This window comes from Mycobacterium sp. (genome assembly GCF_004298145.1).
Lineage (GTDB): Bacteria > Actinomycetota > Actinomycetes > Mycobacteriales > Mycobacteriaceae > Mycobacterium.
Genome location: NZ_SCRH01000049.1, coordinates 1 through 12,034, shown reverse-complemented (window position 1 = coordinate 12,034; position 12,034 = coordinate 1). Strand labels below are relative to the sequence as shown.

General features: G+C 69.0%; 14 protein-coding genes and 1 pseudogene. 4 read left to right on the top strand and 11 right to left on the bottom strand.

Annotation, left to right across the window (positions count from 1 at the left end):
- Nucleotides 1-6: 6 nt before the first annotated feature.
- From EPN51_RS21360 to EPN51_RS21345, 4 genes are all read right to left on the bottom strand, one after another.
- Entirely contained in the window at nucleotides 7-1,197 is a 1,191-nt protein-coding gene (locus EPN51_RS21360) for a lipid-transfer protein (protein ID WP_293046592.1), read from the bottom strand.
- Between the two features lie 80 nt (nucleotides 1,198-1,277).
- Nucleotides 1,278-2,168, bottom strand: a complete 891-nt coding sequence (gene truB, locus EPN51_RS21355) for a tRNA pseudouridine(55) synthase TruB (RefSeq protein WP_293046590.1) — start codon at nucleotides 2,166-2,168, stop codon at nucleotides 1,278-1,280.
- A complete protein-coding gene (locus EPN51_RS21350) occupies nucleotides 2,165-2,848 on the bottom strand; it encodes a 4'-phosphopantetheinyl transferase (protein WP_293046587.1) in 684 nt (227 codons plus the stop codon). Before EPN51_RS21350 ends, truB begins: the two co-directional genes overlap by 4 nt.
- On the bottom strand, nucleotides 2,845-3,822 hold the full coding sequence (locus EPN51_RS21345; protein WP_293046585.1) for a metallophosphoesterase: 978 nt from the start codon (nucleotides 3,820-3,822) through the stop codon (nucleotides 2,845-2,847). The genes EPN51_RS21350 and EPN51_RS21345 overlap by 4 nt, the downstream gene beginning before the upstream one ends.
- A 170-nt stretch (nucleotides 3,823-3,992) precedes the next feature.
- Between EPN51_RS21345 and EPN51_RS21340 the strand changes: the two genes are divergently transcribed.
- Both EPN51_RS21340 and EPN51_RS21335 read left to right on the top strand, forming a co-directional pair.
- Nucleotides 3,993-4,589, top strand: coding sequence for a DUF3558 domain-containing protein (locus tag EPN51_RS21340; protein WP_293046583.1), 597 nt, complete (start codon nucleotides 3,993-3,995; stop codon nucleotides 4,587-4,589).
- Between the two features lies 1 nt (nucleotide 4,590).
- Nucleotides 4,591-6,321: a CocE/NonD family hydrolase gene (locus tag EPN51_RS21335; RefSeq protein WP_293046582.1), complete on the top strand. Its 1,731-nt coding sequence runs from the start codon at nucleotides 4,591-4,593 to the stop codon at nucleotides 6,319-6,321.
- Here the strand turns inward: EPN51_RS21335 and EPN51_RS21330 are convergent.
- Both EPN51_RS21330 and EPN51_RS21325 read right to left on the bottom strand, forming a co-directional pair.
- Nucleotides 6,280-6,834, bottom strand: a complete 555-nt coding sequence (locus tag EPN51_RS21330) for a DUF1802 family protein (RefSeq protein WP_293046655.1) — start codon at nucleotides 6,832-6,834, stop codon at nucleotides 6,280-6,282. The genes EPN51_RS21335 and EPN51_RS21330 overlap by 42 nt on opposite strands.
- A gap of 8 nt (nucleotides 6,835-6,842) precedes the next feature.
- Complete coding sequence (locus EPN51_RS21325) at nucleotides 6,843-7,118, bottom strand: DUF2277 family protein (protein ID WP_293046580.1); 276 nt, start codon at nucleotides 7,116-7,118, stop codon at nucleotides 6,843-6,845.
- 124 nt (nucleotides 7,119-7,242) lie between these two features.
- Here EPN51_RS21325 and EPN51_RS21320 point away from each other — a divergent pair, with 124 nt between their 5' ends.
- On the top strand, nucleotides 7,243-7,992 hold the full coding sequence (locus EPN51_RS21320) for an enoyl-CoA hydratase (protein ID WP_293046578.1): 750 nt from the start codon (nucleotides 7,243-7,245) through the stop codon (nucleotides 7,990-7,992).
- A 70-nt stretch (nucleotides 7,993-8,062) separates the two neighbouring features.
- Complete coding sequence (locus tag EPN51_RS21315; protein ID WP_293046576.1) at nucleotides 8,063-8,641, top strand: hypothetical protein; 579 nt, start codon at nucleotides 8,063-8,065, stop codon at nucleotides 8,639-8,641.
- A 21-nt stretch (nucleotides 8,642-8,662) separates the two neighbouring features.
- Here the strand turns inward: EPN51_RS21315 and EPN51_RS21310 are convergent.
- From EPN51_RS21310 to infB, 5 genes and pseudogenes are all read right to left on the bottom strand, one after another.
- Nucleotides 8,663-8,758 (bottom strand): annotated as a pseudogene (locus tag EPN51_RS21310) (hypothetical protein); the annotation flags it as partial.
- The gene (locus EPN51_RS21305) at nucleotides 8,731-8,877 is read right to left on the bottom strand and encodes a hypothetical protein (protein ID WP_293046573.1); all 147 of its coding nucleotides are present in this window, start codon (nucleotides 8,875-8,877) and stop codon (nucleotides 8,731-8,733) included. The gene EPN51_RS21305 and the pseudogene EPN51_RS21310, both read right to left, overlap by 28 nt.
- Nucleotides 8,874-9,839: a bifunctional oligoribonuclease/PAP phosphatase NrnA gene (locus EPN51_RS21300; protein WP_293046653.1), complete on the bottom strand. Its 966-nt coding sequence runs from the start codon at nucleotides 9,837-9,839 to the stop codon at nucleotides 8,874-8,876. The genes EPN51_RS21305 and EPN51_RS21300 overlap by 4 nt, the downstream gene beginning before the upstream one ends.
- Nucleotides 9,840-9,849: 10 nt before the next feature.
- Nucleotides 9,850-10,338: a 30S ribosome-binding factor RbfA gene (gene rbfA / locus EPN51_RS21295; protein ID WP_293046570.1), complete on the bottom strand. Its 489-nt coding sequence runs from the start codon at nucleotides 10,336-10,338 to the stop codon at nucleotides 9,850-9,852.
- A gap of 6 nt (nucleotides 10,339-10,344) precedes the next feature.
- Nucleotides 10,345-12,034, bottom strand: a 1,690-nt coding sequence (gene infB / locus EPN51_RS21290) for a translation initiation factor IF-2 (protein WP_293046567.1), incomplete at its 5' end; no start/stop codon positions are given.

Here is a 12,034-nt window from a genome sequence, read left to right as displayed (position 1 = left end):
GCGCCCTTAGCGTTCGGCGCGCTGGTAGGCGGTGACGACGGCGGCGCCGCCCAACCCGATGTTGTGTTGCAGCCCGGCGCTGACGCCCTCGACCTGACGCTTGTCGGCCGTGCCCCGCAGCTGCCAGGTCAATTCCGCACACTGCGCCAGTCCGGTCGCGCCCAGCGGGTGCCCCTTGGAGATCAGGCCGCCCGACGGGTTGACCACCCAGCGCCCGCCATAGGTGGTGTCGCCGTTGTCGATCAGCTTGGGCGCCTCACCCGGCCCGCACAAGCCCAGGGCTTCGTAGAGCAGCAGCTCGTTGGCCGAGAAGCAGTCGTGCAGTTCGATGACCTGGAAATCGTGCGGCCCCAGCCCGCACTGGTCGTAGACCTGTTGTGCGGCCTGCACATTCATGTCGTAGCCGATGAGGTTCTTGGCACTTCCGTCGAACGTCGAGGCGAAGTCGGTGGTCATGGCCTGACCGACGATCTCCACGGCCTGGCCGGCCAGCCCGTGGTTGTCGACGAAACTCTCCGAGGCCAGGATCGCCGCGCCCGAACCGTCGGAGGTCGGCGAACACTGCAGCTTGGTCAGCGGGTCCGAGATCATCCGCGCCGCCAGGATGTCCTCGAGCGTGTAGGACTCCTGGAACTGGGCGAACGGGTTGTTCACCGAGTGCTTGTGGTTCTTGTAGCCGATCTTGGCGAAATGTTCTGCGGTGGAGCCGTATTGCTTCATGTGTTCGCGCCCGGCGGCGCCGAACATCCACGGCGCGACGGGCATCGCGAACTCGTCGATCTCGGCCATCGCCTTGACGTGTTTGCCCATCGGCGATTCGCGATCCTCGGCGCCAAGCTTCAGCGAACCGGGCTGCATCTTCTCGAAACCCAGCGCGATCGCGCAGTCGACGATGCCGCCGCGGATGGCCTGTGCCGCCAGGAATAGCGCCGTGGAGCCGGTGGAGCAGTTGTTGTTGACGTTGACAACCGGGATGCCGGTCATGCCGAGCTCGTAGAGCGCGCGCTGCCCGGACGTCGAATCACCGGCGACGTAGCCGACGTAGCCCTGCTGCACCTCGCCGTAGGCGATGCCCGCGTCCTTCAGGGCGTTGGTGCCCGATTCCCGCGCCATGTCCGGGTAGTCCCAGCCCTCGCGGCGACCCGGCTTCTCGAATTTCGTCATGCCGACGCCGACGACGTAAACCTTGTTGGACATCGTTGTCCCCTTCCGAATAGTGGGCCGCCTGGATACCTCAGTGTGCAACGCGGCCCGACCAACCGCTCGGCCGGGACCCGTTACAGCGTCGCCGGGCGGATCACCACCACCGACTTGGTCCGCGAACCCTCGTCGCGCAGCAGCGCGATCACCCGGCCGTCGGGGTCACAGGCGGCGTACACGCCGTCGACCCCCGCCGGCGGCAGCGACCGGCCGTTGGCGCCGGCCTCGGCCTCCCCGGCGGACAGGTCGCGGCGCGGGAAGATCAGCAGGCAGGCCTCGTCCAGGCTGTAGCTCAGCCGCGGGCGCTCGGCCAGCTCGTCGAGCGAATGCGCCTGCTCCAGCCCGAAGCGCCCGACGCGGGTGCGCCGCAACGCCGTCAGGTGTCCGCCCACCCCCAGCGCGGCGCCCAGATCGCGGGCCAGCGCGCGAACGTAGGTTCCCGACGAGCAGTCGACCTCGACGTCAATGTCGACGACGTCCAGGCCCTGCGGTCCGGGACGGAGGCCGCACACCTCGAACCGGTCGACGCGCACCGGGCGGGCCTCGAGCTCGACGGTCTGGCCCTCACGGACCAGCCGGTACGCGCGCTTCCCGCCCACCTTGATCGCGCTGACCGTCGACGGCACCTGCTGGATGTCGCCCCGCAATGCGTCGACGGCGGCCTCGATCGCCTCTCGGGTCAGGTGCCCCGCCGCGACGGTGTCCAGCAGTTCGCCCTCGGCGTCGTCGGTGGACGTGCGCTGGCCCAGGCGGACCGTGGCCGTGTACGACTTGGTGGCCGCCGTCAGCAGGCCGAGGATCTTGGTGGCGCGCTCGACGCCGATCACCAGCACGCCGGTGGCCATCGGGTCCAGCGTGCCCGCGTGCCCCACCCGGCGGGTGGAAAAGATCCGCCGGCAGCGCCCCACCACGTCATGGCTGGTCATCGCGGGCGGCTTGTCGACGACGACGATGCCCGGACCGCTCATAGCACGATGGCGGTCAGCACCAGCCCGCGCTCGACCGACCAACGGCCCGCCAGCTCCGTCAGCGGCGGACCGGACAGCGCCGACGGATCGATCAGGATCCGCGAGACGAAACCGCCCGTCGCCGACCCGGGGCTGTCCGCCTCAAACGTGATGTGGGCGTCCTCGAAGCCCAGCCACCTCTTGGTCAGCGGGAACCACGCCTTGTACGTTGCCTCCTTGGCGCAGAACAGGATTCGGTCCCAATGCAGATCTCCCGACAGGTTGGCGGGCATCTCGGTGCGTTCGGCCGGCAAGCTGATCGCGTTGAGCACGCCGTCGGGCAACACGTCGTGCGGTTCGGCGTCGATGCCCACCGAGCGCAGCGCGTCGTTGCGGCCCACCACCGCACCGCGGTAACCCGTGCAATGGGTGAGGCTGCCGACCACGCCGTCGGGCCAGCAGGGTTCTCCCTTCTCCCCCTTGAGGATCGGCACCGGCGGCAGGCCGAGCTCACCCAGCGCGATCCGGGCGCAGTACCGGACCGTGACGAACTCGTTGCGCCGCTTGGCCACCGACCGGGCGATCAACGGCTCCTCTTCGGGCAGCGGGGCGAGATCGGGCGGATCGGTGTACACCTCCGAATAGGCCAGGCCGTCGGAGGCCGGCAGGACGGAGGACACCAGCGTGTGCTCCCCCGTCATCGTGATTGCCGCTGCCGCAACCGTTCCCGGAACTGCGTGACCTGCTGCCGCATCTCGGGAGTGATCTCGAAGTGACCACCGAAGTCGTTGAGGTCGCCCGGCGCGTACCCGGGATCGGGCAGCACCTGACGCAGCCAGCTGGGCGGCGGGCGGCGCCGCCACTCGCGCGGATAGCCCACCGACACCTCCTCGAAGCGCACGTCGTCGTACCACGTGGTCCGCGGGATGTGCAGGTGGCCGTAGACCGAACAGACGGCGTTGTAGCGGGTGTGCCAGTCGGCGGTCTTGGTGGTTCCGCACCACAGCGAGAACTCCGGGTAGAACAGCGCGTCGCAGGGGTCGCGAACCAACGGAAAGTGATTGACCAGAACCGTCGGTGTCATCCAGTCCAGCTCTTCGAGACGGGCGCGGGTGATCTCCAGTCGCTCGCGGCACCACGCCTCGCGCGTGGGGTACGGCTCGGAGGACAGCAGGAACTCGTCGGTGGCCACCACGTTGCGCTCCCGGGCGATGGTCAGGCCCTCGGCTTTGCTCGCGGCGCCCTCGGGCAAGAAGCTGTAGTCGTAGAGCAAAAACATCGGCACGATCGTGGCCGGGCCGCCGCGCTCGGTCCAAACGGGGAACGGATGCTCGGGCGTGACCACACCCATCTCGTCGCACATGTTGACCAGGTAGTCGTAGCGCGCCTTGCCGAAGATCTGCACGGGGTCACGGGTGGTGGTCCACAGCTCGTGGTTGCCCGGCACCCAGATCACCTTGGCGAACCGCCGTCTTAGCAGGTCTAGGGCCCAACGGATCTCGTCGGTGCGCTCGGCGACGTCCCCGGCGACGATCAGCCAGTCGTCCGGCGACGACGGATGCAGTGACTCGGTGACCGGCTTGTTGCCGAGGTGACCGGTGTGCAGATCGGACACCGCCCACAACGTCGGCTGCCCACCGTTGGTCGATTCCTGCCCCGAACTATGCCCAGCCACGAATAACCACCCTAACGACCCGAGCCGGGCAGGCCCGTTTCGCGCCCGGCACCCGGGTGTCGTCGGAGCCGATCAGCGGGCGAATTAGAACAAGTTCAGGTTTGCCTGTGACGCCGCTTGCGCGACTTGTACACTCCCCCGAAAGGACCGCTGCGGCGTCAGGGGGTGTCGTGTTCGCCAGTGTTCGCCTGATGGGGGCGCTTGGTGCGCTGCTCACAGCGGCCATCGGCGGCACGGTGGGCTTGCTGACCGCCCCGCAAGACCTTTCCATGCCGGGCGGCGGCGATCGGTCGGTCGAGCTGCGCTCGACCGCCCAGCCGATGGAAACCACCATGAAGAGTCCCATCGTGGCGACCACCGACCCGCGCCCCTTCGACGCGTGCGAGGACATTCCGTTCGATGTCATCCAGCGGCTCGGGCTGGCATTCACACCGCCCGAACACGAAGACGGCCTGCGCTGCCACTTCGACGCCGGCAACTATCAGGTGGCCGTCGAGCCGATCATCTGGCGCACCTACGAGGCCTCGCTGCCGGCCGACGCCGTCGAGACGACGATCGCGGGCCACCGCGCCGCGCAGTACTGGGTGCTCAAGCCGACCTATCACAACAGCTACTGGTTCTACTCCTGCATGGTCGTGTTCAAGACCAGCTACGGGGTGCTGCAGCAGGCGCTGTACTACTCGACGGTCTACTCCGATCCCGAGGTCGATTGCATGCAGACCAACCTGCAGCGCGCCAACGACCTGGCGCCGTACTACAAGTTCTAGGGTGAGCACCACCTCGATCCGACCGGCCCAGCCGGCCCTGCACACCCTGCGACACCTGGGCGGCAAGGCCCTCGGCCGGCTGCTGGGTCTGCCGCCGGCGACCATCGACTACAGCGTGGAGCGCGTCCGCGTACCGATGCGCGACGGGGTCCAGCTGGTGGCCGACCACTACGCACCCGCCACGTCCGCGGCCGTCGGTACCGTGCTGGTCCGCGGCCCGTACGGACGCGGATTTCCGTTCACCCTGATATTCGGCGGGCTGTATGCGGCACGCGGCTATCACGTGGTGCTGCAGAGTGTGCGCGGGACGTTCGGGTCGGGCGGGGTTTTCGAGCCGATGGCCACCGAGGTCGCCGACGGCGCCGACACCGTCGCGTGGCTACGTGAGCAGCCGTGGTTCACCGGCCGTTTCGCCACCATCGGTATGTCCTACCTGGGATTCACCCAGTGGGCCCTGCTGCAGGATCCCCCGCCGGAACTGGCCACCGCCGTGATCGCCGTCGGGCCGCACGATTTCAACGAATCGGTTTGGGGCACAGGGGCGTTCGCGGTCAACGACTTCTTGGGCTGGAGCGATATGGTGGCGCACCAGGAGGACCCGGTGCGCGCCCGGTCCGCGCTGCGCCAGTTGCAGACGCGCCGCAAAGTGGCCCAGGCCGCGGCCGCGGCGCCACTGGGCGAATCCGCACGGGCCCTGCTCGGCACGGGCGCGCCGTGGTTCGAATCCTGGGTCGAACACAGCGATCCCGACGACCCGTTCTGGAACGCCTTGCGGTGCGACCAGGCCCTGGACCGGGTGCAGGTGCCCGTGCTGCTGGTGGGCGGCTGGCAAGACATCTTCATCAGGCAGACGCTGCAGCAGTACGCGCATCTGCGTGGCCGGGGTGTCGATGTCGCGCTCACCGTCGGCCCGTGGACGCACACCCAGCTGCTCACCACCGGGCTGGCCACATGCACCCAGGAATCACTGGATTGGCTGGGCATCCATCTGGGTGGCGCCCCCGCCGCGCGCCGGCCCAGCCCGGTTCGGGTCTGCGTCACCGGCGTGGACCGGGGACAGGCCTGGCGCAGCCTGTCCGAGTGGCCGCCCGCCACCACCGAGCGCGCGCTGTACCTGCGGCCCGGCGGCTACCTGGGCGAGACCGCACCGACCCTGAAAGGGCTGTCCCCGGCCACATTTCGCTACGACCCGGCCGATCCCACACCCACCACTGGCGGCCCGCTGCTGTCCGCCAGCGGGGGTTACCGCGACGACAGCCCGCTCGCGTCGCGCGCCGACGTGCTGGCCTTCACCAGCGCCACCCTCACCCGGGACCTCTACGCCTACGGAACCCCGGTCGTCGAACTCGCGCATGGCGCCGACAATCCGCACGCCGACCTGTTCGTGCGGGTGAGCGAGGTCGACGTCAAGGGTCGGTCACGCAACGTCAGCGAGGCCTACCGACGGTTGCCCGCCGTGGCAAAATCGAAGTCGGAGAAGATCGTTCGCCTCGAGCTCGACGGCCTGGCCCACCGCTTCCGTGCCGGTTCACGCATCCGGGTGCTGATCACCGGCAGCTGGTCGCCGCGCTACGCGCACAACCTCGGCGGCGACGAACCGGTGCTGACCGCCCGGCACGCCACGCCGGTCACCCACAGCGTGCGCTACGGACGCTCCCGGCTGCTGTTGCCCGTCGGCGCGGCCGAGTTGTCAGCCAACGGCGTCGCGGACGCGGACGGCGACCGCGGCTAGCGTGGCCTGGTCGTCAACGGGGTCGTGAACCGGTGACGCCCACGGCGCGTGCACCGGCAGCTCCACCCAGCTTTTGCAGCCGGCGTATTCCGGGGTCCGGACGATGCGGACCGGCTCGGCCAGCGCGATCACCGACACCACCAGCACGGCCAGTTTGTGCTTGGGGCGGAAGTCGAGCCGGTCGGCGCGCACCGACTCGGCCGTCCAGATGTGCAGGTCCTCGATGGCGCAAAGGCCTTCTGGCCGGTTAACCGGCACTGCCGCAACCACTTTCGCGGCGGCGCGGATCACCAGCTCGTCGTCGGTGCTGTCGCCGGCGGCGGGCTTTAACAGGTCTCGATGCTCGGCGCGCACCCGCTCGGCGTGGCTGTGCGCGACCGTCGGGAACAACAGGAATTCGCGGGCGGCCAGTTCGAATCGCTTCTCACCGATGCCGCCCTTGCGCAGCAGCACCCGCTGGCGCCCGTCCAGCAGGGCATGGATGGCGGCGCTCCACTCCTTGAGCGCGGGCATCGTCGCGGTCATCGTGATCTCGCACCGGCCAACCGGGCCACCACCTCGGGCCGACGCAGCGGCGGAACCGTCTTGGGCGGTTGGCGCCGCGGAGCCAGCTTCCCGAGCAACCGCGTCGTCGTCTCGGTGACCTCGGCAACGGCCGCCTCGAACGCCTCGGCATTGACCGCGGACGGGTGGGTGATGCCGCTGACCTTGCGCACGTACTGGCGGGCCGCCGCCGCGATTTCCTCGGCCGTGGCCGCCGGCTGTAGACCGCGCAGTTCGGTGATGTTCCGGCACATGACCCCAACGATAAGCGCTGCGCGCGGCGCTCTCTACGGCGCGAGCAGACACAGAAGCACCTCCCGACCGGCGTGTCGTGGGGCCTTTGCGTCGGCTCGCGAGGCCAGCTCTACGGTTGCACTCATGACCGACGAGATCCTGCTGATCGACACCGAGGACCGGGTACGCACCCTGACCCTCAACCGACCCCAATCGCGCAACGCGCTGTCCTCGGCGTTGCGGGACCGCTTTTTCAGCACCCTGGCCGACGCCGAAACCGACGACGACGTGGATGTCGTCATCGTCACCGGCGCCGACCCGGTGTTCTGTGCGGGACTGGATCTCAAGGAGTTGGGCGGTTCCTCCGCGCTTCCGGACATCTCGCCGCGGTGGCCGGCGATGAGCAAGCCGGTGATCGGCGCGATCAACGGCGCCGCGGTGACCGGCGGTCTGGAGCTGGCGCTGTACTGCGACATCCTGATCGCATCGGAGAACGCCCGCTTCGCCGACACGCACGCCCGGGTGGGACTGCTGCCCACCTGGGGGCTGAGCGTGCGGCTACCGCAGAAGGTGGGCGTCGGCCTGGCCCGGCGGATGAGCATGACCGGGGATTACCTGTCGGCGGCCGACGCGTTGCGCGCCGGCCTGGTGACCGAGGTGGTAGCGCACGACCAACTGCTGGGCGCCGCCCGCCAGGTCGCGGCCTCGATCGTCGGGAACAATCAGGACGCGGTGCGGGCGCTGCTGGCGTCCTATCACCGCATCGACGACGCGCAGACCGGCGCGGGGCTGTGGCAGGAGGCGATGGCGGCCCGGCAATTCCGGCCCAGCGGCGACGACATCGCCGCCAACCGCGAGGCGGTGCTGCAGCGCGGGCGGGCTCAGGTGCGCTGAGCGGGGCGGTCCGGCGCCGGTCTCTGGCGGTCCGTTTGGGCCGGTTTCGGCCACCCAATACGATCAGGTGATGCGCGCGGACGTCGGAATCAGCAGGGTGCTCGGCGCCCTGACGCTGGCGGCATCGGCGATCGCGGTCGGCGCGCCGCCCGCGTCCGCCCAGCCGCCACCGCCGGGATTTCCGAATCTCGACGGCTTCACCGCCGTCCCGGCCGACGGCTACGTCAGCACCGGGGCCGCGGGCGCCTCGCCGCGGATCAGTTTCTCCGCCCCGTACACCCTGGTCTGTGACTTCTACGGCGGGCCCGCGCCCGCGCCGCAACCCTCGCAGGACATCAAGTGCAAGGGAGACATGCCCGGAATGGACGACGTCCCTATCCCCGGCGGCCGCCCACGACCGGGCGATTGCATCGTGGGTTCGGTCGACTTCAAGGGCCCCGGCTACCAATTGAGCCGCATGTCCCACAGCGGATGCGACGGCAACGCGCCCGCGCTGAAGTCGGGCGCCAAATTGTTGGCCGCGGGCCAGAAGTTGACGTACCTCAACGTCACCTGCGCGGTGGGCGCCGACAACCTGGTCGCCTGTCTGGACACCACCAGCGGCGACCACGGATTCGTCGTGCAGCGCTCGGGCAGCTGGGCGTTTTAGCACCCGGTCACCGACTAGCCGTCAGCCCACCCAGCGACCCGAGATCGCCCGCCAGCCAACGAAGATCAGTCGCAGCACCACGAACGTGGTCAGTCCCGACCAGATACCCGCGAGGCCCAGTCGACCGCCGTGTCGAACAACAGATAGAGCGGTTCGGCCGCCAGCACCCCCAGCGCGGGCAGCGCCAGGCCAGCGATCTGATGGCCGCCGGCAGCGGGTCGATCCCCTTCGGTCACCCGAGCGCGGTGCGCAGCCCCGCCACGGCGTCGTCGATCGAGCCGGTGGTCGAGTAACCGGCCGCCAGCCGGTGCCCGCCGCCGCCGAACCCGGATGCGACCGCCGCCAGGTCCACCTCGGCCTTGGCCCGCATCGACACCGACCACTGCTGCGGCGCGATCTCCTTGAAGACCGCAGCCACCTCGGCCTGCTGCGTGGTCCGCACGATGTCGACGATGCTTTCGACTTCCTCCGGGCGTGAACTGATCCAATCCTGGTTGCCGACAACCGCATACACCAGGCCCCGGCCGCCGGCCACGTCCGGCAGCAACCGGGCCGACGCCAGCACGCGCGACAGCAGTGGCAGCCACCCGAACGGATGGGTGTCCATCAGGGTCCGGCTGATCGCGGCGTTGTCCACGCCGGCATCGACCAGCCGGGCGGCCAGGCGAAGGGCGCGCGCACTGGCCCAGCGGAAAGATCCGGTATCGGTCGTCAGGCCGGCGTAAATGCAGTGCGCGACATCGGGATCGATGGGTTTGCCCCATGCGTCGAGAAGGTCGGCGATCATCATCGTTGTCGAATCAGCCGACACGTCGACGAAATTGGCCGTGCCGAACACGTCGTTGGAGGCGTGATGGTCGATCACCAGCACCTCGGCGCCCGATACGGCCAGGTCGCTCAACGCGCCCAGTCGCTTGACGCTCGGAACATCAACGGTGACAACCAAATCGACGTCACGGCGCATCGCATCCGGACTGACCAGCAGCCGGCAGCCCGGCAGCGATGCCAGCGATTCCGGCAGCCCCGCCGGCTCGGCGAAACCGACCTCGACCCGCTTGCCGCACTTGTCCAGCACCAAACCCAGCGCCAGCCCGGCGCCGATCGTGTCGGCGTCGGGATGCACATGGGCGATCACCGCGACGGTGGCGGCGTCCGACAGTAGTTCGACGGCGGCCGCCGCGTCGACGCGTGTTCCCACACCGGTCAGTTCAGTATTCGCGTTGGTCGTCGTCACTGATGCTCCCGTCGAGGCCGGGCTCCACGCCCGATCCGCCATCCCGGTATGGATCGGCCTCCCCAGCCGGCTTGGCGCCAGAACGAACCCGCGCCAGATCAGCGTCCGCGGCGCGAGCCCGCGCCAGCAACTCGTCCATCCGCTGCACGTTGTCCGACGTGGTGTCGCGGGTGAAGGTGAGGGTGGGTGTGAAACGCACGCCGGTGCCCGCCCCGACCAGGGTGCGCAGCGCGCCCTTGGCCCGCTCCAGCGCCGCCGCGGCGGCCCCGTAATCCGGCTCGTCGTCCAGCGTGCGTCCCATCACCGTGTAGAACACCGTCGCGTCGTGCAGGTCGGCGGTCACCTTCGCGTCCACGACGGTGACCCCGTCCAGCCCGGGGTCCTTGATCTCGAACTCGATCGCCGAGGCGACGATCGTGTTGATCCGCTTGGCCAGGCGGCGGGCCCGGGCCGGGTCAGCCATTTCGACTCACGCACGTTCCTTTTGGACCAACTCGTAGGACTCGATGATGTCGCCTTCCTTGATGTCGGAATAGCCCAGCGTCATACCGCATTCGAAGCCCTCGCGGACCTCGGTCACATCATCTTTTTCGCGCCGCAGCGAGTGGATCGTGAGGTTCTCGGTGACCACGACGTTGTCGCGCAACAGCCGGGCCTTGGCGTTGCGCCGCACCACACCGGAACTGATCATGCAGCCGGCGATGATGCCCACCTTGGAGGACCGGAAGATCGCCCGGATCTCGGCGCGGCCCAGCTGGTTCTCCTCGTAGATCGGCTTGAGCATGCCGCGCAGGGCCTTCTCGATCTCGTCGATCGCCTGGTAGATCACCGAGTAGTAGCGGATCTCCACGCCCTCGCGGTTGGCCAGCTCGGTGGCCTTGCCCTCGGCCCGCACGTTGAAGCCGATGATCACCGCGTCCGAGGCCGACGCCAGGTTGACGTTGGTTTCGGTGATGCCACCGACACCGCGGTCGATGACGCGCAGCTCCACCTCGTCGTCGATCTGGATGCCCATCAGGGCCTCTTCCAGCGCCTCGACCGTACCGGCGTTGTCGCCCTTGAGGATCAGGTTCAGCTGGCTGGTCTCCTTCAGCGCCGAATCCAGGTCCTCCAGGCTGATCCGCTTGCGCGTACGCGCCGCCAGCGCGTTGCGCTTGCGGGCGCTGCGCTTGTCGGCGATCTGGCGGGCGATCCGGTCCTCGTCGACGACCAGCAGGTTGTCACCGGCGCCGGGCACCGACGTGAAGCCGATGACCTGCACCGGCCGCGACGGCAGCGCCTCCTCGACGTCGTCGCCATGCTCGTCGACCATGCGGCGGACGCGGCCATAGGCATCGCCGGCGACCACCGAGTCGCCGACGCGCAGCGTGCCGCGCTGCACCAGAACGGTCGCGACCGGCCCGCGGCCTCGGTCCAGGTGCGCCTCGATCGCCACACCCTGGGCCTCCATGTCGGGGTTGGCCCGCAGGTCCAGGGCGGCGTCCGCGGTCAGCAGCACCGCCTCGAGCAGCTGCTCGATGTTGGTGCCCTGCTTGGCCGAGATGTCGACGAACATCGTCTCGCCACCGAAATCCTCTGCCACCAAACCGTATTCGGTGAGCTGCCCGCGGATCTTGGCCGGGTCGGCACCCTCCACGTCGATCTTGTTGACCGCCACCACAATTGGCACGTCGGCGGCCTGCGCGTGGTTGACGGCCTCCACCGTCTGCGGCATGACGCCGTCGTCGGCAGCGACCACCAGGATCGCGATGTCGGTGGCCTTCGCACCGCGGGCACGCATGGCGGTGAACGCCTCGTGACCCGGGGTGTCGATGAAGGTGATCGGCCGCTCGGCGCCGTCGTGCTCGACGGACACCTGGTAGGCACCGATGTGCTGGGTGATGCCGCCCGCCTCGGCCTCGCGAACGTTGGCCTTACGAATGGTGTCCAGCAGTCGGGTTTTACCGTGGTCGACGTGACCCATCACGGTCACCACCGGCGGACGGGTCTGCAGGTCTTCCTCGGTGCCCTCGTCCTCGCCGTAGCTCAGGTCGAACGACTCGAGCAGCTCGCGGTCCTCGTCCTCCGGGCTGACGACCTGGACGACGTAGTTCATCTCGCTGCCCAGCAGCTCGAGCGTCTCGTCGCCCACCGATTGGGTGGCCGTCACCATCTCGCCG

Coding starts and splice junctions, on each gene's coding strand:
- EPN51_RS21320 (WP_293046578.1), top strand. CDS start 7,243: ATGACCGACGAGATCCTGCTGATCGACACCGAGGACCGGGTACGCACC.
- truB (WP_293046590.1), bottom strand. CDS start 2,168: ATGAGCGGTCCGGGCATCGTCGTCGTCGACAAGCCGCCCGCGATGACC.
- EPN51_RS21330 (WP_293046655.1), bottom strand. CDS start 6,834: ATGCCCGCGCTCAAGGAGTGGAGCGCCGCCATCCATGCCCTGCTGGAC.
- rbfA (WP_293046570.1), bottom strand. CDS start 10,338: ATGGCTGACCCGGCCCGGGCCCGCCGCCTGGCCAAGCGGATCAACACG.
- EPN51_RS21315 (WP_293046576.1), top strand. CDS start 8,063: ATGCGCGCGGACGTCGGAATCAGCAGGGTGCTCGGCGCCCTGACGCTG.
- EPN51_RS21350 (WP_293046587.1), bottom strand. CDS start 2,848: ATGACGGGGGAGCACACGCTGGTGTCCTCCGTCCTGCCGGCCTCCGAC.
- EPN51_RS21325 (WP_293046580.1), bottom strand. CDS start 7,118: ATGTGCCGGAACATCACCGAACTGCGCGGTCTACAGCCGGCGGCCACG.
- EPN51_RS21360 (WP_293046592.1), bottom strand. CDS start 1,197: ATGTCCAACAAGGTTTACGTCGTCGGCGTCGGCATGACGAAATTCGAG.